Annotated in this window: 17 protein-coding genes; 8 read left to right on the top strand and 9 right to left on the bottom strand. The window is 45.8% G+C overall.

Translation table 11 applies throughout. The annotated features are described in order from the left end of the window. Positions 1-11: 11 nt before the first annotated feature. The 3 genes from thiD to G9F75_RS16475 all read left to right on the top strand — a co-directional run bounded on the left by thiD (position 12) and on the right by G9F75_RS16475 (position 3,205). Positions 12-860: a bifunctional hydroxymethylpyrimidine kinase/phosphomethylpyrimidine kinase gene (thiD, locus tag G9F75_RS16485; RefSeq protein ID WP_100261619.1), complete on the top strand. Its 849-nt coding sequence runs from the start codon at positions 12-14 to the stop codon at positions 858-860. Then, positions 841-2,076, top strand: coding sequence for an HAD-IIA family hydrolase (locus tag G9F75_RS16480; protein WP_029974172.1), 1,236 nt, complete (start codon positions 841-843; stop codon positions 2,074-2,076). Before thiD ends, G9F75_RS16480 begins: the two co-directional genes overlap by 20 nt. 166 nt (positions 2,077-2,242) lie before the next feature. Continuing rightward, positions 2,243-3,205 (top strand): arsenic resistance protein, encoded by a 963-nt coding sequence (locus G9F75_RS16475; RefSeq protein ID WP_167409241.1) that lies wholly within the window; start codon positions 2,243-2,245, stop codon positions 3,203-3,205. A gap of 58 nt (positions 3,206-3,263) precedes the next feature. Here the strand turns inward: G9F75_RS16475 and G9F75_RS16470 are convergent, their stop codons facing one another. Further along, entirely contained in the window at positions 3,264-4,313 is a 1,050-nt protein-coding gene (locus G9F75_RS16470; protein WP_021495045.1) for an NAD(P)-dependent alcohol dehydrogenase, read from the bottom strand. Positions 4,314-4,472: 159 nt separating this feature from the next. Here G9F75_RS16470 and G9F75_RS16465 point away from each other — a divergent pair, with 159 nt between their 5' ends. After that, on the top strand, positions 4,473-4,877 hold the full coding sequence (locus G9F75_RS16465) for a MerR family transcriptional regulator (protein ID WP_022552661.1): 405 nt from the start codon (positions 4,473-4,475) through the stop codon (positions 4,875-4,877). Between the two features lie 222 nt (positions 4,878-5,099). Beyond that, positions 5,100-6,389 carry a Na+/H+ antiporter NhaC family protein gene (locus G9F75_RS16460; protein WP_039062685.1) on the top strand — a complete coding sequence of 430 codons (1,290 nt, stop codon included), beginning with the start codon at positions 5,100-5,102 and terminating at the stop codon, positions 6,387-6,389. A 37-nt stretch (positions 6,390-6,426) separates the two neighbouring features. Here the strand turns inward: G9F75_RS16460 and pdxR (G9F75_RS16455) are convergent, their stop codons facing one another. After that, the gene (pdxR, locus tag G9F75_RS16455) at positions 6,427-7,809 is read right to left on the bottom strand and encodes a MocR-like pyridoxine biosynthesis transcription factor PdxR (RefSeq protein WP_021495041.1); all 1,383 of its coding nucleotides are present in this window, start codon (positions 7,807-7,809) and stop codon (positions 6,427-6,429) included. Positions 7,810-7,927: 118 nt separating this feature from the next. On the opposite strand from pdxR (G9F75_RS16455), the gene G9F75_RS16450 reads away from it, so the two are divergent. Continuing rightward, positions 7,928-8,548, top strand: coding sequence for an FMN-binding negative transcriptional regulator (locus tag G9F75_RS16450; protein ID WP_103527117.1), 621 nt, complete (start codon positions 7,928-7,930; stop codon positions 8,546-8,548). Between the two features lie 47 nt (positions 8,549-8,595). On the opposite strand, the gene G9F75_RS16445 is transcribed toward G9F75_RS16450, so the two are convergent. Together G9F75_RS16445 and G9F75_RS16440 are read right to left on the bottom strand one after the other, a co-directional pair. Then, positions 8,596-8,958: a hypothetical protein gene (locus G9F75_RS16445; protein WP_167409240.1), complete on the bottom strand. Its 363-nt coding sequence runs from the start codon at positions 8,956-8,958 to the stop codon at positions 8,596-8,598. A 196-nt stretch (positions 8,959-9,154) separates the two neighbouring features. Further along, positions 9,155-10,345, bottom strand: coding sequence for an MFS transporter (locus tag G9F75_RS16440; protein ID WP_014417022.1), 1,191 nt, complete (start codon positions 10,343-10,345; stop codon positions 9,155-9,157). A gap of 258 nt (positions 10,346-10,603) precedes the next feature. Here G9F75_RS16440 and G9F75_RS16435 point away from each other — a divergent pair, with 258 nt between their 5' ends. Continuing rightward, a complete protein-coding gene (locus G9F75_RS16435; protein ID WP_021495037.1) occupies positions 10,604-11,182 on the top strand; it encodes a TetR/AcrR family transcriptional regulator in 579 nt (192 codons plus the stop codon). Positions 11,183-11,258: 76 nt separating this feature from the next. Here G9F75_RS16435 and G9F75_RS16430 read toward each other — a convergent pair whose 3' ends face one another. Continuing rightward, complete coding sequence (locus G9F75_RS16430) at positions 11,259-12,143, bottom strand: DMT family transporter (RefSeq protein ID WP_022552666.1); 885 nt, start codon at positions 12,141-12,143, stop codon at positions 11,259-11,261. Between the two features lie 126 nt (positions 12,144-12,269). Here G9F75_RS16430 and pdxR (G9F75_RS16425) point away from each other — a divergent pair, with 126 nt between their 5' ends. Then, on the top strand, positions 12,270-13,658 hold the full coding sequence (gene pdxR / locus G9F75_RS16425; protein ID WP_121984497.1) for a MocR-like pyridoxine biosynthesis transcription factor PdxR: 1,389 nt from the start codon (positions 12,270-12,272) through the stop codon (positions 13,656-13,658). A gap of 65 nt (positions 13,659-13,723) precedes the next feature. Here pdxR (G9F75_RS16425) and G9F75_RS16420 read toward each other — a convergent pair whose 3' ends face one another. The 4 genes from G9F75_RS16420 to G9F75_RS16405 are packed head-to-tail and all read right to left on the bottom strand — an operon-like array spanning position 13,724 to position 15,779. Further along, positions 13,724-14,023 (bottom strand): spore coat protein, encoded by a 300-nt coding sequence (locus tag G9F75_RS16420; protein WP_014417026.1) that lies wholly within the window; start codon positions 14,021-14,023, stop codon positions 13,724-13,726. Between the two features lie 7 nt (positions 14,024-14,030). Next, positions 14,031-14,237 (bottom strand): hypothetical protein, encoded by a 207-nt coding sequence (locus G9F75_RS16415; RefSeq protein ID WP_014417027.1) that lies wholly within the window; start codon positions 14,235-14,237, stop codon positions 14,031-14,033. An 18-nt stretch (positions 14,238-14,255) separates the two neighbouring features. Continuing rightward, positions 14,256-15,392, bottom strand: coding sequence for a zinc-dependent alcohol dehydrogenase (locus G9F75_RS16410; RefSeq protein ID WP_121984496.1), 1,137 nt, complete (start codon positions 15,390-15,392; stop codon positions 14,256-14,258). 18 nt (positions 15,393-15,410) lie between these two features. Next, positions 15,411-15,779 (bottom strand): spore coat protein, encoded by a 369-nt coding sequence (locus tag G9F75_RS16405; RefSeq protein WP_014417029.1) that lies wholly within the window; start codon positions 15,777-15,779, stop codon positions 15,411-15,413. Positions 15,780-15,783: the final 4 nt, after the last annotated feature.

Below are 15,783 nucleotides of genomic sequence, written 5' to 3'. Positions count from 1 at the left end.
AGGAGTGTAAGTTGAAGGATATTTATAAAGCGCTTTCGATTGCTGGGACTGATCCTTCCGGAGGGGCGGGAATTCATGCGGATTTAAAAACATTTCAGGAACAAAAGGTATATGGAATGGCTGTTATTACATCAGTTGTTGCACAAAACACACTTGGTGTGAAAAGTTTTGAGGAGATGTCTCTTCAGAATATATCTCAGCAAATAGACTGTGTCATGGATGATATAAAACCGGATGCTGTCAAAACCGGTATGCTTGCAAGTATAGGAATTATTGAATTGCTGGCAGAAAAGTTAAAAGACGCAAATATTCAATCGTATGTGATGGATCCGGTTATGATTGCTAAAAGCGGACATCATCTGCTCCATAAGGACGCCATTGATCATTTGAAGAAATTATTAATACCCCAAACAACTGTTATTACACCGAACATTCCGGAAGCGGAAGTAATCATCGGCAAATCAATCGAGACTGTACAGCAGATGCGTGATGCGGCGAAAGAAATAGTGGAGGTATACGGGGCAAAAAGTGCTGTCGTAAAAGGGGGGCACCTGAACGGAGAAGCCCGTGATATTTTGTACTTTGACGAGGATTTCGAGGAATTTGTTTCTCCCCGCTTTGATACAAAGCATACTCATGGAACAGGATGTACATTTTCAGCTGTGATAACTGCAGAGCTGGCAAAGCAGCACAGCATACCGGAATCAGTGGCAACTGGAAAGGAATTCATTTCAGCAGCCATTAAACATCCCTTAGGAATCGGGAAAGGACAAGGCCCTACAAATCATTTTGCGTATCGCTCAACTATTAACCAAGAGACACCGCTTAAGGAGTGTTACGATGATCTCCAAGAATTATGATGTATTTTTATTTGATTTAGACGGAGTGATATATATAGGAGATAAAGCTTTACCAGGAGCTGTGGCCTCTTTAAAACGACTCCGTGAAGAAAAGAAAGCCATTCGCTTTTTAACGAATGATCCTTGTGTTACAAGAGAAACGATTGTGAAACGCCTTCATAAACTGGGGATTTCAGCAAGTATTGGTGAAGTGTTTACTGCGGGGTGGGCAACAGCTGATTACCTTGTCAGTGAAGGAATAAAGAAGGCATATATATTGGGAAATGACCAACTTAAAAGTGAAATTCAAAAGGCCGGTATTGATCTTACGGAAGATCAGGCGGAGGCTGTTGTCATTGGATGGGATCAAAATATTACATTTCAGGATGTGCATAAGGCAGTAAACCTCATCCGCTGCGGAGCTTCATTTATCGCTGCAAACGGGGATAAAACATTTCCTGCCGCTAACGGACCAGCTCCCGCGACAGGCGCTATAGTCGCGGCTGTTAAAACAGCAGCTGCTGAAGAGCCGATGATAATTGGAAAACCGGCGTCTTCAATATTTGAAAAAGTACTAGAGCCTTTTGAGGATAAAGAGAGATGCGTTATGATCGGGGATACGCCTGAAACAGATATTGTCGGAGCAAACCAAATAGGCATAACTTCCGTATTAGTTTCTGATCAAAATACTTTATTTCCTGCAAAACATGATTTTAGAAATCCGGATGTTGTGATCCGCGATCTGAAAGACTTGTTCGATAATGAAATAAAGGCAGAAGTACGGAAAAAACCGGATTTCCAATGGACAGAACAAGTGAAAGCCGGAGTCGCTGGAATTATAATGAAAGAATCAAGTTCCGTTTTATTAATGAAGCGTGCTGATAATGGTTTATGGGGCATTCCTTCAGGCCATGTGGAACCTGGTGAAACAGTTGAACAAGCAATTATAAGAGAAATAGAGGAGGAAACTGGATTAGTGGTGAAAGTCTCTAAAATGATAGGCGTTTATTCTGATCCGAGTTCACAAACCTTTATATACCCTGACGGCAGAGTCAGCCATTTTATTACCAATTGTTTTCAATGTGACGTCATCGGCGGCACTTTGAAAGAGTCCACAGAGGAAGCCATGGAAATCAGATATTTTGATATCCATGAATTACCTGAACATCTCTTGCCGATGCACCCGAGATGGCTGGATGATGCTTTGGAAATGAAAGAGAATGCTTTTATTCGATAAGGAACAGTACGCCAAAAATACTTTTCGGGAGTTATTTACAATAATTAACGTTTCTCAACCCGTATCTCTCGGCCGCGTTCCAAAAACACCAAGTGTCACAGACCCTTGGTGTTTTTTAATTCCGGCAGAAAAGAAGGTATAATGGGCGGGGAAGAGGTGTCAGCCAATGAAAATAACCAGAGAGACATTAGAAAAACAGCAAATTTGGATATATGGTGTGACTCTTGTGATCGGAGGAATAGCGGGGATCGCCGGGAAAGATTCAGGACTTCGCTGGGGATGGACGATATCACCGTTTATCGCTGTTCTCATGTATGCCATGTTTGCCCAAATCCCATTCTTGAAGCTGAGGGAAGCCTTGTCAAACCTCAAGTTTATGGCGGCTTTACTGATCGGTAATTTCTTAGCTGTACCTGTCGTTGTATGGGTGTTAACCGCCATTTTTCCTCAATCTCCTCCTATATTATTAGGGGTTTGTTTGGTATTGCTTACACCTTGTATTGATTACGTCATCGTCTTTACTCAGCTCGGCAAAGGAAATGAGAGATTAATACTGGCTTCCACGCCGGTTTTGTTCGCCGTTCAGATGGTATTGCTTCCGTTATACCTGCGGCTGTTTATCGGGAAAGAAGTGATAGGGGCTGTTCATGCGGGACCGTTTCTGGAAGCATTCTTATTGTTAATAGCGGTGCCGCTGCTGGCGGCGGTGATGACTCAATTATGGGCTGATAAGAAGCCGGCGGGAGAAAAGGTGCTGGAATGGACGGCGTGGCTGCCTGTTCCTTTTATGGCTCTGGTCTTACTGGCGGTCGTCGCCACACAAATCGGCAAGGTCATCAGTGATGCTGACATCATTATACGTGTGATTCCGATCTATCTGTTATTCCTGCTCATTATGCCGTTTGTCTCCCGGTTTATCGCAAATGCGTTCCGTCTGGATACAGGTGAAGGAAGAGCATTGATCTTCAGCACGGGCACAAGAAATTCACTCGCAGTCCTTCCGTTAGCGCTGGCTTTGCCGGATGCTTGGGCCCCATTGGCCGCCGCTGTTATCGTCACACAGACGATTGTTGAGCTGATAGGCGAATTGGTTTATATAAAAGCGGTGCCCGGATGGCTGCTGAAATAAAAAATAATTTAAACTGAAAAAAACATACCAACAAATAGTGGTATGTTTTTTATATCGATTATAAAGTTGCAATATCAATGACGAAACGGTAGCGGACATCGCTTTGGAGAACCCGTTCGTACGCTTCGTCGACTTGATCGGCCGGTATCACTTCAATTTTAGGAGCAATGCCGTGCTCGGCGGCGAAATCAAGCATCTCCTGAGTCTGCGGAATACCGCCGACGAGTGAACCCGCAATGCTGCGGCGGCCCGTGATTAAGGAGAACACACTGTATGAATCCGGCTTAGCGGGCGCCCCCACATTTACCAATGTACCGTCAATGCGAAGCAGAGATAAGTAGGCATCTACGTCAAGGTTCGCGGATACTGTATTTAAAATAAGATCAAAACGTCCGGCCAGCTCAGTAAATGTATCCGGATCGCTTGTTGCAAAGTAATGATCGGCTCCAAATTCAAGCGCTTCGTCTTTTTTGTTCATTGAGCGGCTGAGGACGGTGACCTCTGCGCCTAAAGCGTGCGCGAATTGAACGGCTAAATGTCCGAGCCCGCCCATTCCGACAATCGCCACTTTTTTGCCGGGGCCGGCATTCCAGTGTTTCAGCGGAGAATACGTGGTAATGCCCGCGCACAATAGCGGGCTGGCAGCATCCAAATCCAGCTGATCGGGAATCCGGACAACGAATCTGTCAGTGACAACTATTTTCTGGCTGTAGCCGCCGTATGTAGGGTTTCCGTCGTAGTCCAGGTTATTATAAGTCTGAACAACGCCTTTTGTGCAATATTGTTCGTCTCCGTTAAGGCAGTATTCACATTCCCCGCAGGAGTCTACAAAACAGCCTACACCCACACGGTCGCCGACGGCAAATGTGGTGACGTCTTCACCCACGGCTTCCACAACTCCGGCAATTTCGTGCCCGGGAACCATCGGAAAGATTCCGCCGCCCCATTCATCGAATGCGCTGTGGATGTCTGAGTGACAAATCCCGCTGTACTTAATATCAATCAGGATATCGTGCGGCCGTAATGCTCTTCTCTCAATCGTCGTCCGCTCAAATTTAGCTTTTGCATGCGGAGCGCTTAATACACGAGTCGGATGATTATTACACATGGTTATCTTCCTTTCCAAGATAAAGTGATGAATCCTCTGTTCGGTTTTACTTTAAATGTTAAAGCGGACTTTAAGTCAAGGAGTTTGGTTTATTTTTTTATGAAATGATATTCTATAATGGCACGCTTATGAAAGGTATGAAGGACGGGTGGTAAGAATATGAAGATTGCGCAGGCTGCAAAGCAGGTTGAGTTATCAGCCGCAACGCTTAGGTATTATGAAAGTATAGGACTGATTCCTCCGGTAAAACGCGATGAAAGCGGCATCCGCGATTATGACGAAGATGATGTGAATTGGATTCAATTTATAAAATGCATGAGAAGTGCCGGGCTGTCGATTGAGGCGCTGATTGAATATACCGCTTTATTTATTGAAGGAGCCGATCATACGATCGAACCCCGAAAAAACATCCTGATAAATGAAAGGAAAAGGCTGACGGAGAAACAGAGGGAAATTGATGAAACCATAAAACGATTAAACAGGAAGATTGAGGATTACGAAGATATCCTTGAAAATGAAGCGAAACTTAAAAGCAGACTGAAAGCTGAATGTATTTCTGAATGAAGAGAAGGTGTCCCGGACGCCGGGCCGCATGAAATGTACCAAGGAAACGAGCCTTGGTTTTTTTATTTTCTAAAGAGAGGAAACAAAACAGCTTTTTCTATCTTATCAATCATTACTTATCCTTTTTTCAGCTTGACTTTTTCACTGCAGACTTTTAAAGTGTGAAATGTTGCTTAGACTGTGATTAGCGACTTTAATGCTGAAAAGAGGTGGTTTACCCAGATGAACAATAAAAAGAACCCTTGGGCGTTATTGCCTTTAGTCTTATTCGTAGGGCTTTTTGTCGGCTCTGGTCTGGTGACCGGAGATTTTTATAAATTGCCGATTCTGATTGCCGCGATTATTGCGTCAGCTTTTGCGCTGTTATTTAACCGGAAGAAATCGCTCAATCAAAAAATAGAATGGTTCGCTTCCGGTGCGGGACATCCTGATATTATCATTATGGTTATGATTTTTATATTGGCAGGTGCCTTTGCTTCAGCGGCTGAAGCGATGGGAGCGGTGCATTCAACTGTCAACCTTGCTTTGAGCGTTATTCCGCAGCAGTTTTTGCTGCCGGGGCTGTTTATCATTGCTTGTTTTATTTCTATATCGATGGGAACATCAATGGGCACGATTGCGGCGGTTGCGCCGATCAGCGCGGGTCTGAGCGGAGAGCTTGGCATCTCCGGCGCGATTACGATGGCGGCTGTGGTCGGCGGAGCTATGTTCGGAGATAATCTTTCTTTTATTTCCGATACGACCATCGCGTCAGTCCGGACGCAAAAAACACAAATGATGGATAAATTCAAAACGAACTTTCTGATTGTTTTGCCTGCTGCCATTGTGACTGTTATTATCTTATTTTTTATTCCGGCAGGCCACGCCGGCCATACGGGTGCTGAATCTTACAACTGGATTAAGGTGCTTCCTTATGTCGCCGTGTTGGTTTTTGCGTTAATCGGTATTAATGTGATGGCTGTCATATTCGGCGGATTGGTTTTGACGGGAATCATCGGATTAGCGGGCGGCAGCCTGACGCTTGACTCTTATTTTAAGGCGATTACGGATGGAATTGCCGGAATGAGCGATCTGATCATCCTGTCCATGCTGATCGGAGGGATGGTCGGCGTGATGAAACAAAACGGCGGGATCGACTTTTTACTGGAGTTCATCACGAAACGAATCCGTTCGAAAAAAGGCGCCGAAGCCGGCATTGCCGGACTGGTCAGCGTGACGAATCTGGCTGCGGCCAATAATACGATCTCCATTATCGCAGCCGGGCCGATTGCAAAGAATATCGCTGATAAATTCAACATCGACAACAGAAAATCGGCAAGTATTCTGGATATCTTTTCGTGTATGATACAAGGATTGATTCCTTATGGCGCGCAGCTGTTATCAGCCGGAAAATTCGGGAATATTTCACCAGTCAGCATCCTGCCATACTCTTTCTATCCCGTTTTCATCGGAATCTGCGGCATCGCCGCCATCATATTTGGACTGCCGAAATTCACAAGAAATACGAAATAAAAGATAACAAAAGGCGCCGAACGGCGCCTTTTTTCTTTCATGACAGCCAAGCATTTCTCAAAAGCTGTACGCCCTGTGTGATCTGATCCGTATCGAGATGGGCGAAACCCAGCTTTATAGTCGGCGGTTCGGGTTTTTGGGCAACGAAATAAATGGCGGTAGGGTACACCTTCACTCCGTACTGAAAAGCGCGTTCGATTAATGTTTCTTCTGTATAGTTCAGGTGAACTCTCACCAATATATACAATCCCGACTGCTCGCCGATGATCGTCACATGATCGCCGAACTGCTGCTTTACATGTGAAATCAAGTGCTGCATTTTTCGCTTGTAAACAATGCGCATGCGCTTAATATGGCGGGTCCATTCACCGGCCTTCATCAATTCAGCCATGGTCAGCTGGTTAAGCGAAGAAGCGGTGCTTTCGAAATGAATAAACCTTTTTTTATACCGGTGCAAAATGCGCTGCGGCAAAACCATATAGCTTATGCGGATGCCCGGAAGAAAGGATTTTGAGAAATTCCCCAAATAAATCACCCGGTCTGATTGAATGGAAGCAAGAGCGGGAAACGGCTGCTGTGTATAACGGAATTCACTGTCATAATCATCCTCAAGAATATAACCCTCTCTATGATTCACCCAATTGATCAGAGTTTGGCGCTGCTGAATGGACATGCTTACGCCGTAAGGGCTGTGATGGGAAGGGGTCACATAGATTAATTTTTCTTTCATTGCATGTAATTGAGAAAAATCAGCTCCGTTTTCATAGACAGGCATCGTCTCCAGAGAAAGCCCGTGAAATTGAAAAGCCGCTCTGGCACCGTCAAATCCCGGGTCTTCAACGATCATTCCCGAAAAATCCTCTTTCAGAATCCGGCTGAGATATATCAGCATCTGCTGCGTGCTGCTGCCGATGATAATGGAATCCGCATCTGTTTTCACTCCGCGGGATTCCAAGAGATAAGCGGCAATTTGTTCACGCAGGTCTCTCTCGCCGAACGGTTCACCGTAAAGGAAGCTTTTCTCTGATGTCAAAACTTGATTGTATAATTTTCTCCATGTTTTCAGAGGAAAATGATTTTGATCGACGGCTCCGGCACGAAAATCAATCAGGATCGGCTGAGTTGATTCGGTTTTCTCAGCGTAAACAACATCGTTTTCTTGTTGAAATAAAGAGGGTTCTATTTCATTAGCAAAATATCCTTTGCGTGTTTCTCCGCGAATGTATCCCTCCGCTAAAAGCAGATCATAGGCCATCAGCGTTGTATTACGGCTTACCCGCAGAGAATCTGCCAGCTCCCGAATTGAAGGCAGCCGCTCATCTGCCTGAATATTTCCCTGCTCAATCAATGTTTTAAATTGCTCATAAATTTGTTTGTATTTCGGGGTATCGCTTTCGAAAGCGAAAATCATATTTTTCATCAGATGTTCTCCTCTGACATGTATATTTATTCAAAACTGTACCTTTTTAAATGTCAGTTGATATCTTATTATAGCGGAAAGCGCTTTATCAATCCATGTTCAGAGAGGAGAGTTTTGTATGTATATTCCGGCTCCATTTCAGCTGAGTGAAGCTGAAGCGTGCGATGTAATCAAAGAGTATGGTTTCGCAGCATTGTTTTCAACGGCGGAAGGCATGCCGTATGCAACCCACCTGCCATTGATGATGAGTAAGGATAACGAATGCTTATACGGTCATTTTGCATTGCCGAATCCCCAATGGAAAGAGATTGATGGCCAAAACGTGTTAGCCGTTTTTCAAGGGCCTCATTGTTATATCTCGCCCAAATGGTATGAGACGAATCAGGCTGTTCCCACATGGAATTATGTGGCGGTTCATGTTTACGGAGAGGCGGAGCTTTTGGATGAGGAAGAAACCGTGCAGTCGATGAGTGATCTCGTATTGAAATACGAAAGCCCCGACAGCCCGTACAAATTAGAGGATGTCGATGCGAAATTGCTGGCAGGCATGAACAAAGGGGTAAAAGGTTTTAAAATCAAAATCAGCAAAATAGAGGGGAAAGCAAAGCTGAGTCAAAATCATTCAGCCGCAAGACAAGGGCTGGTCGTACAACAGCTCAAACAGATTCCTCATACAAACGAACAGCTCATTTCCGGCTTGATGGAAGAAAACATCAAACGGATCACTGTGAACAACTGACAAGCATACTAAAAACATACCGGCAGCATGCGGTATGTTTTTTCAGGTTACGAAGCTTTTCTCAGGATGAATAACGACTCAAACAGCACATAAATCAACGGCGCCATTAAAATGAAGAAAGAATGAAAAATAGCATACGGTATGAGTAAGTAAACGATAAGTTTCAATAGAATGGAAGACGTTTTATTCAATATCCAGCGGTTTTTCAAGATATCAGTCATACAAGCTAAAACAAGGCCGACCGTCAAATATCCGGCTGCGATGTAAAGATAAATAAAAAGGTAAAACGGGTAAGAAGACAACGGCGGTGTGTCTTCCTGTGTCATTTTTAAACCCACATAAAAGACCAATAAAAAGCAAACGGACGAAACGAGAGCTAACAAAAGGTGTTTATATAAATACTTCTTCATGTGTTCACCTGCCTATGGCGCAATTATTTCTTAACATATTATGACATGGTTTTACCGTTTCTGCTATGTGAGCGGGGCGTAAAGAATCAATATCATCTTTTCATGAATCCGGATTTTTTGTTCGGATGGATGTAAAGAAGAATACACCAAAAAAAGCTGTCAGCTTGGTCCTGACGGCTTATTTTTGGTGAAAGGCTTATTTCTCTGTGGTGAAATAAAGCAATGCTATGACCGGAAAAGCGATTCCAATCCATAATGTGATACTCCACCCGCCTGAGGCGTATGCCCATCCTCCGATTGATGATCCTATAGCACCGCCGAGAAAGAAGATTGCCATAAATAATCCGTTTAATCGGCTGCGAAATTCAGGTGCCAACGAAAAAATGGCACGCTGACTGAGTACGAGATTGGCAGATACCCCCATATCCAACAGGATAGCAGCGGCCACCAGAACTGCTATTCCGACGGGGGAGCTGCTCTGAATCATGAGCGGGAGTAATAAAGAAACGATGACAACACCGAGAGCGATTCCGGTGGCAAGCCGGGTCAAGCCGCGATCAGCCAGACGGCCGCCTATCGGTGCAGCCGCTGCACCCGCAATGCCCGCTAATGCATACAGCGCGATTGCCTTTTGAGAAAAATGAAAAGCAGGACCGGACAATAATAAAGGCACAGTCGTCCAGAATAAGCTGAAAGCGCCAAATACAAACGCATGATAAATGGCACGGCGGCGTAAGACCGGAGTCGTGCGCAGCAGCTTCCACATTGAACCGAGTAAGACGGTGTAGCTTGTGTTTGCTGTTGGTTTTCTGGCAGGAAGCACTTTTGATAAGATGATTGCCAGGACAACACTTAACGCGGCGGATAAAGCAAATATGGCATTCCACCCCCATATATCAGCGACCAGGCTGGATATCGGACGGGAAAGCATAATACCGAGCAGCAGGCCGCTCATCACATTGCCGACAACCCGGCCGCGTGCGGCGTCTGGCGCAAGGTATGATGCGAACGGAACTAGCACTTGGGCTGCAATTGATCCCAGTCCGATGAAAAACGCAGCGGTTAAAAACAGTGTTCCATGCTTCACAAATGCTGTCAGTGTCAAAGCGGCTGCGCTTAGAAGGAGTGATACAACGACAAGTTTTTTGTTTTCGATAATGTCTCCCAAAGGGACGAGAAACAGTAAGCCGGCAACGTATCCGATTTGGGTCAGCGTGACAATCAGTCCGGCGCTGCTTGGAGAAAGCCCGATTGCCGCACTAATGAATCCTGCCAAGGGCTGTGCATAATAAAGATTAGCGACAATGATACCGCATGCCGTTGCGAGAAGAAGGGTTAAACCAGGTGAAATTCCCTGATCTGCTGTCTGTTTGTTTTCTTTAGCCATATGAATGAACTCCTTTTTAAGTGGTTTTTATGATGCTTGATAAATGATTTGCTGATTCATCTCCTTTACGCAGAGGCTTTTGGAGTCTGTGTTTCATCAAGATTTCCCTCAAGTTATTTTGTAAACTAAACGTTTAGTTTTGTTATAAACAAATAATATACTAAACGTTCAGTTTTGTAAATGGGTTTCTGTTTTCTTTTTTTATACAGGTTAAGTATACTGAACGTATCGTTTATAATTTGGGAAGGAATGATTCTTGTGCAGAGTAAACGAGGACGGCCGCGCGATGAAGGAACACATAAGGCGATTCTTTCTGCAGCCTATGACCTACTGTTGGAAAATGGCTTTGACGCGGTGACAGTCGATAAAATTGCTGAGCGTGCCAAAGTGAGTAAGGCAACGATTTATAAATGGTGGTCAAACAAGGCTGCCGTTATCATGGACAGCTTTCTTTCGACCGCTACGGACAGACTGCCTGTGCCCGATACAGGATCAACAGTGCAAGATATATTGACCCACGCCACGAATTTAGCAAGGTTTTTGACGAGCCGGGAAGGAACCGTTATTAAGGAATTAATCGGTGCGGGGCAGCTGGATGCAAAATTGGCGGAAGAATATCGCACGCGATTTTTCCAGCCCCGCCGCCTCCAAGCGAAAGGCCTTCTGGAAAAGGGAATTCAAAAAGGTGAATTAAGAGAGAATCTTGATATTGACGTAAGCATCGATCTCATTTACGGACCGATTTTCTATCGCCTGTTGATCACAGGTGATGAGGTGAATGATTCCTATGTGCATGATCTGGTGATGAGTGCGTTTAAGGGAGTTCAGCCTGCCTGAAAAATACTCGGATCATGTGAAAGAGATGCAGACTTCTGCTGCCTATGGGCGGAATATAATGAAAGGCCGAACAAGTTCATTGTTCGGCCTTTTCTGATTGATTTGCGAACTGCCGGGCGGCCGCCACGCAAGCGATAACGCCGACGTTTACCGCCGCAAGTTCCCATCCTGCTTTTTCATGGAGAATCATGGCGGCCAGTAACAGCCCGAAGAAAGGCTGCAGAAGCTGCAGCTGTCCGACCGCGGCGATGCCTCCCTGGGCGAGTCCGCGATACCAGAATACGAAGCCGATCAGCATGCTGAATATTGAGACATATGCAAGACTGAGCAGTGCGGGCGCGCCGATGTTTGACCATGAGTCCGGCATGAAGCAGAAAGACAGGATGAACATAAGGGGAAGCGATAAAACGAGAGCCCAAGAGATCACCTGCCAGTTGCCAAGCCGCCGGGAGAGGCGGGCGCCTTCAGCATAACCGAGACCGCACACGATAATCGAAGCGATCATGTACGTATCACCGAGCGGAGAGGATTCCCCTCCTTGCAGCAGAGCATATCCGGCTACGAGGATGCTGCCGGCAGCCGAGAAAATCCAAAAGACCGGTCTGGGCCGTTCGCCTCCTCGCAGTACGCCGAAGATCGCCGTCGCAAGCGGGAGAAGCCCGATGTAGACAATGGCATGAGCGGATGTGACATGCTGAAGCGCTAATGCTGTAAGCAGCGGGAAACCGATCACGACGCCGAGCGCTACTGTTAGTAGTGAAATGATGTCGCTTTTGGCAGGACATTTCTCCTGAAAAATGAGGAGCAGAGCGCCTGCCAATATACCGGCTATCGCGGCGCGGCATACGGTGAGAAATACCGGATCAAAGTCCGCTACAGCCAAGCGGGTCGCGGGAAGCGAGCCGCTGAAAATGAGCACGCCGATAAATCCGTTAATCCAGCCGTTTGCGGCCTTATTCATTCCAATCACTCCAATATATATTTCTAAACCCATTTTCAAAGTTTATAATGACTATAAACTGAAATTGGCCTTATACAAATGGCCAGTTTTTATAAAAAGAAGAATGCCAGTTTGGAGGGAATAAAAATGGATATCACGCCATTTTTAAATAGAGATCTGGATATTCCGCTTTATCAGCAGCTTTATCGGCATTTTAAGGAAAATATGCATCAGGGCCGTATTCCTAAAGGACTGAAGCTTCCTTCAAAAAGGCTTTTGTCAAGTCAGCTTTCCGTCAGTCAGACGACTGTGGAGCGTGCCTATGAACAGCTTGCCGCCGAAGGCTATATTGTCAGTAAGCCGAGAAGCGGATGGTTTGCCGATTATGACTCGGACGCCGTCTATGTGAAAAAGCCGGGCGCTTCGCCTGTTCAAACAAATGCGAAGGAAGACCGCCAATGGATTGATTTTCACTACGGCACTGTGGATGCCGCTCATTTTCCTTTTTCGGCATGGCGCAAAAGCATGGTTGCAAGCTTAGATCAATATGGGCACGAGCTGTATCGGCCCGGGGATGATTTGGGCGAGCTTGAACTGAGAACGCTCATTTCAGAATACTTATATCAGTCGCGCGGCGTGAATTGCCGTCCTGAACAAGTGATAGTCGGCGCCGGGAACCCTGCTCTTTTGCAAATGCTGTGCAAAATATTTGAAGCAAATCTATCCATCGGATATGAAGATCCGGGTTATCCGAGAGCGAGGGAGATTTTTAAAGCCAATCACATGAAGATCATTCCGATACCCGTCGATGATGAAGGAGTCTGTATCCGGAAGCTGAATGAAGAGCGGCCGCGTCTTGTATATGTCACGCCTTCTCATCAATTTACGTTAGGAACGATTATGCCGGTAAACAGAAGGATTCAGCTGCTGAAATGGGCGAAGGAACATCAATCGTTCATTATAGAAGATGATTATGACGGTGAATTCCGATACACCGGCCAGCCGATCCCATCATTGCAAGGGCTTGATCAGCATCACCGTGTTATTTATATGGGAACGTTTTCCCAATCTCTGCTTCCTTCGCTGCGCATCAGCTATATGATTCTTCCTTTGCCGCTTATCGAAAAAGGCAGGGAAATCGCTTCTTTATATAAGCAGACCGTCTCCTGCCACAGTCAGCTGACGCTGGCTCAATTTATCAAAAGCGGAGAGTGGCAGAAACATATTAACAGAATGAGAAAGCTGTACCGGAAAAAAAGAGCGGTATTATTAGAGGCCGTGCGGCGCGAGCTGGGACAATACGTCAGGATTCGCGGAGAAAATTCCGGGCTGCGGATTTTACTTGACGTTCAGCTGCCTTTCAGTGAAAAAGAGCTGATTGAAAAGGCGGAGGAACAAGGAGTCAAAATCTATCCCGTGTCTCTCACCTATCAAAAACAGCTCCCTGAAAAAACAGTTTCTCTCGGTTTCGCGGGGGTTTCTGAAACCAATATACAAGAAGGTATAAAAAAACTGAGAGCCGCCTGGGCGCTGTAAAAGGCAGCTCACAGTTTGAAATACTGAAGCTTGAGTCAGGGGTGCAGTCTCAGCAGCAAAACGATTTATAGGACGGGCAGGCGGAGCGCCGTATCAATATTTTGCAAATTGAGCCGGACTTGTTCATTTGTGTTCCACGGGTGATACCAGCCTTTTTCCATCATATAGCGTGAGATTTGCTCGTGCATGTCAAGGGCTTCTTCTAAGTGCCGGGTGAGGATCGCTTTCACTTCAGGCGTTCCGGCTTCCGTCGCCGCCATCGCATAGTTTCTGACACCGCTTTTTGCCGAATTCAATAAATCCATTGCGACAATTTGGTCTGTCAGTGCATTCATTCCCGTCAAGTATTCAATAATCGGATTCATTCGTGATTCATCTCCTCATTTCATGCTGTGCATCAGATAAAATCGAGGCAAATTCCTGCAATTGCCTTGTTGATGTATCCACATCCTGCTGCATGATTTCTTTCAGCTGCGGATCGGATACGAGCGCTTTCATGGTTTTGGATTTCGTCAGACAAAGTGACTTAAAAGAAGCCATCTCCTGAATTTCGAGTAATTCATGTAAGGCGCTGGCCATTTCTGTAGCCTCCGTTCTTTAAGGTTTGAGTACAACTTTAATACAATCATCTGTTTTCGTGTCAAACATCTCATAGCCGTGCTTCGCTTCACTGAGCGGAATGACATGGCTTACAACATCGCCTGGATCAATTTTGCCGGTTGACACCAATTCAAACATATACGGCATATAGTGGATGACCGGAGCTTGTCCTGATCGGATATTGACGTTCCGCTGCATGATATCGCCAAGGGGAAACCCGTTGTATCTGCCGCCGTACACACCCGTAATCTGGATTGTTCCCCCTTTTCGCACCGCTTGGGACGCGATGACCAATGCGCTCATCGCCCCGCCCTGAAGTTTTAATCCGCTGGCGAGGAACTCGAGATCCGTCATTTTTCCGTCCATGCCGACGGCGTCAATGACAACGTCGGCGCCGTCTTTGGTGATTTCCTTCAGGTAGCTGCCTGTATTTTCGTGGTCTTCGAAGTTCACGATTTCTACTTTATTCGTCCGTTTCGCATGCTGGAGACGGTAGTTGACATAGTCTACGGCTATTACGCGTTTCGCTCCCTTTAACCAGCAGAATTTTTGAGCGAAAAGGCCCACGGGCCCGCAGCCGAGAACGATAACTGTATCGCCTTCTTTTACGCCGGCATTGTCGACGCTCCAAAAGCCGGTTGTCATCGCATCGGAAATAACACTCAGTTTCTCATCCGGTTCTTCGCATGTTTCGGGAACTTTAAAGTGGGTAAAGTTCGCAAATGGAACGCGCAAATATTCGGCCTGGCCTCCCGGATAGCCGCCGGCATTTCCTGAATAGCCGAAATAAGCGCCTATATCGCCGTTCTCATTTGATTGATCACACTGGCTTTCCAGGTGATTCTTACAATAAACGCATTCTCCGCAGGCGATATTAAAAGGAATAATGACGCGGTCGCCTTTTTTGACTTTCGTCACGCCGGGACCGGTTTCTTCCACGATGCCCATCGGTTCATGGCCGATGATGTAGTCTTCCTGCAAATTCGGGATGAGTCCGTGGATTAAATGTAAATCTGATCCGCAAATTGCCGTACTTGTGACTTTTATAATCATGTCATCGTGTTTTTCAATCTTCGGATCAGGCACGTCTTTGACAACGACGTTTTTCACTCCTTGATACGTTACGGCCTTCATGCTGTAATACCTCCAGTGTTAGTGTTCATCAGGTGTGCGGTCAAACATCCCTTTTCTGTTTGTTTCAACGGGAAACAGGTTCATGCTTCCGACCATGAGGGTATTTTTTGCAGAGAGCTGATCCAATTTATACTGTTCGCTCAAATCATGCGGGTGAAACCACTTTTTGCTGACCATCAAGTCTGTTATCTCCTGATGCATCGCGATTCCCTGCATGAGCTGTTTGCGCAGCAAAGCTCTTACATCAGGTGAAGCGGTTTCTGTTAAAGCAACGGCGGTATTTCTGACGCCTTCTTTGGCGCGTATGAGAAAATCCATTGCGAATGTCATATCCGCAAGTTCAGGGACATGTAATGAATTGATCGGATCTAAATGGTCATGATTCAATGAT

Source organism: Bacillus sp. EKM208B (assembly GCF_011800725.1).
GTDB classification, from domain to species: domain Bacteria; phylum Bacillota; class Bacilli; order Bacillales; family Bacillaceae; genus Bacillus; species Bacillus velezensis.
This window is presented reverse-complemented; position numbering and strand designations above follow the sequence as displayed.

Excerpts from the sequence above, each read along its gene's own strand:
- G9F75_RS16475 (WP_167409241.1), top strand. The coding sequence starts at position 2,243 with ATGAAAATAACCAGAGAGACATTAGAAAAACAGCAAATTTGGATATAT.
- G9F75_RS16470 (WP_021495045.1), bottom strand. The coding sequence starts at position 4,313 with ATGTGTAATAATCATCCGACTCGTGTATTAAGCGCTCCGCATGCAAAA.
- G9F75_RS16410 (WP_121984496.1), bottom strand. The coding sequence starts at position 15,392 with ATGAAGGCCGTAACGTATCAAGGAGTGAAAAACGTCGTTGTCAAAGAC.
- G9F75_RS16415 (WP_014417027.1), bottom strand. The coding sequence starts at position 14,237 with ATGGCCAGCGCCTTACATGAATTACTCGAAATTCAGGAGATGGCTTCT.
- G9F75_RS16465 (WP_022552661.1), top strand. The coding sequence starts at position 4,473 with ATGAAGATTGCGCAGGCTGCAAAGCAGGTTGAGTTATCAGCCGCAACG.
- G9F75_RS16445 (WP_167409240.1), bottom strand. The coding sequence starts at position 8,958 with ATGAAGAAGTATTTATATAAACACCTTTTGTTAGCTCTCGTTTCGTCC.
- G9F75_RS16460 (WP_039062685.1), top strand. The coding sequence starts at position 5,100 with ATGAACAATAAAAAGAACCCTTGGGCGTTATTGCCTTTAGTCTTATTC.
- G9F75_RS16430 (WP_022552666.1), bottom strand. The coding sequence starts at position 12,143 with ATGAATAAGGCCGCAAACGGCTGGATTAACGGATTTATCGGCGTGCTC.
- G9F75_RS16480 (WP_029974172.1), top strand. The coding sequence starts at position 841 with ATGATCTCCAAGAATTATGATGTATTTTTATTTGATTTAGACGGAGTG.
- G9F75_RS16440 (WP_014417022.1), bottom strand. The coding sequence starts at position 10,345 with ATGGCTAAAGAAAACAAACAGACAGCAGATCAGGGAATTTCACCTGGT.
- G9F75_RS16450 (WP_103527117.1), top strand. The coding sequence starts at position 7,928 with ATGTATATTCCGGCTCCATTTCAGCTGAGTGAAGCTGAAGCGTGCGAT.
- G9F75_RS16420 (WP_014417026.1), bottom strand. The coding sequence starts at position 14,023 with ATGAATCCGATTATTGAATACTTGACGGGAATGAATGCACTGACAGAC.
- pdxR (WP_121984497.1), top strand. The coding sequence starts at position 12,270 with ATGGATATCACGCCATTTTTAAATAGAGATCTGGATATTCCGCTTTAT.
- pdxR (WP_021495041.1), bottom strand. The coding sequence starts at position 7,809 with ATGAAAAATATGATTTTCGCTTTCGAAAGCGATACCCCGAAATACAAA.